Origin of the sequence: Prevotella amnii CRIS 21A-A, from assembly GCF_000177355.1 — a bacterium.
Taxonomy (GTDB): Bacteria; Bacteroidota; Bacteroidia; order Bacteroidales; family Bacteroidaceae; genus Prevotella; species Prevotella amnii.
Window position 1 is genome coordinate 1 of the sequence record NZ_ADFQ01000057.1, and the last position, 1896, is coordinate 1896.

At 35.9% G+C, this 1896-nt stretch carries 3 protein-coding genes; 2 read left to right on the top strand and 1 reads right to left on the bottom strand.

Translation table 11 applies throughout. The features are described from left to right. On the bottom strand, nt 1–662 hold a 662-nt coding region (locus HMPREF9018_RS05335; RefSeq protein ID WP_039864484.1), incomplete at its 3' end, for a response regulator transcription factor. A gap of 190 nt (nt 663–852) precedes the next feature. Between HMPREF9018_RS05335 and HMPREF9018_RS05340 the strand changes: the two genes are divergently transcribed. After that, complete coding sequence (locus HMPREF9018_RS05340) at nt 853–1482, top strand: hypothetical protein (RefSeq protein ID WP_008449073.1); 630 nt, start codon at nt 853–855, stop codon at nt 1480–1482. Between the two features lie 184 nt (nt 1483–1666). Next, the gene (locus HMPREF9018_RS05345) at nt 1667–1882 is read left to right on the top strand and encodes a hypothetical protein (protein WP_008449078.1); all 216 of its coding nucleotides are present in this window, start codon (nt 1667–1669) and stop codon (nt 1880–1882) included. Nucleotides 1883–1896 lie beyond the last annotated feature (14 nt).

Sequence of the window (1896 nt, forward strand, 5' to 3'; positions counted from 1 at the left end):
GAATCTAAAGAACGATACATTCTCTCGGCTATTTCATTCATAGTAAATCCAGCTGCTGATAATCTAAGTACATCAAGTTCCTCTTCTTTTAGGACAACTCCCTCACACTCTTTCCATCTATGTCCTTCAAAAGAATATTTCCAATATTTGCTTAATCCACTTTTGTGGAACTCTACATATCCCGCTGTTTTATGTGAAGAAAGTGATACAACACACATACCAATCCATATCTTACCTTCATCGGTCAACAATATTGGAGTAAGTTGATGATTTATTAGTTTCCTCTTTGTTCCACTATTCAAATGAAAGTGATAGGACATAGAGCACTGGTATTTATCAACGTTATCGAAAGTATCAAAGAACTTAAATCCACTGCTGTTTAGTTCAACAAGCATTTTTTGTTCGTCCTCCGGCACATGCTCCAAGTAAAAGCTGTAGCCTAATTCCTTCACTTCCTTTGCTGTATGCCCACAAAGAAACAAAGGATTGTCCGACACATAAAGAAATTCCTGCCTGTAATAGTCTATCAAGTAAACACTCTGATAGGTAACACGAGCAAAAGCCTCTATGGTTTGCACTAACGTAGAGAGTATATTGGAATCATAGTCAGGTGCGTTGCGCACGGTGTTCGATGCTATAAAGAAATCTTTTATGTCTGTCATATATGCTAAACGTGCTAAGGTTCTCTGATATATTTCACTACAAAAGTACATTTTTAATGCGGAATACCGTAAAAAGATTACACAAAAGTGTAAAAAACGAAGAGAAAGATGCCAAATTACACAAAAGTGTAATAGGTGATATTTGGATAAGAAGTATTTTTGCCGTATAAATCAAGAAACAAAAAGCATTATGGAAAAACAGATTGCAACATTTAAGGACTACGATATTTTCATGGCAGACAAAACGAGTCTGTTGGAAATAGCACAGTTTGTGGTCAGGGAGAATTACTCCCATCACTTATCTTCATTTACAGAGAAAGAAGTAAATGAAGACATCAAATCAGTGTTTGAGGAAGAGGAATATCTGTATGACAACAAATCTCATATCTATATTGCAAGGGATCCCTTTGGGAATATAATTGGCTGCATCAGGAGTTTTCATTGGGATAAACACAAGATTCTTCCTATCGAAAAAATATATGGGATAAACCCACTAAATGCTATTCACCAGGAAAGTAAATATAGTTTTTGGCATATCGGACGCTTTGCTGTTGCAAAGGATTCGGGAATATCAACATTGACATTGTTCAAGCGATTAATGGCATTAGCAGTAAAGCCGATAGTGGAGGACAAGTACAGCTATATGATTGCAGAGATTGACAGCAAACTATTGAAAGTAATGAAGGTGTTGGGATTTGGCACACGCCAAATAGGAAAATCCATCGACTACCTGACATCCGAAACCGTTCCTGTATGTTCCAGCAAAAGAGGTATCAAGGGATTCTTTTCCAAGTATGGAGAACTTTGCAAGGCAGCATGATTACACTTTTGTGTAATATTTCAGACAACAAATTCAGAATTACACAAAAGTGTAACGATATAATTTGGAGATACAAATATATTTGCAACAGAAATAATCAAGTCGACAAGATTATAAAACAGACCTCACTGTTCAAAGGAAGCAATGCCGGAAGCTAAAAGATGGCAAAAAAATATTATTATTAATGAGTAAAATTAAATTCAGAGAACTCGTTAGTCCTAATGATGTTCTCACAGATGGCTTAAGCGACATACATGGTGGTGGCTTTTGGAAGGATTTGTTAGATTCGTTACATCTATGTGGAAGTGGATGCTCTACAGGAGAAAGAAAACCCACAACAACAAAAGGCAATACCACAGATAACTCATCTCAAGAACAAAGTTCTGAAATAAAATCTTAAAAAAATGAGAATAA

What these genes read in the sequence shown, in the direction of transcription:
- HMPREF9018_RS05340 (WP_008449073.1), top strand. Translation starts at nt 853, where the DNA reads ATGGAAAAACAGATTGCAACATTTAAGGACTACGATATTTTCATGGCA.
- HMPREF9018_RS05345 (WP_008449078.1), top strand. Translation starts at nt 1,667, where the DNA reads ATGAGTAAAATTAAATTCAGAGAACTCGTTAGTCCTAATGATGTTCTC.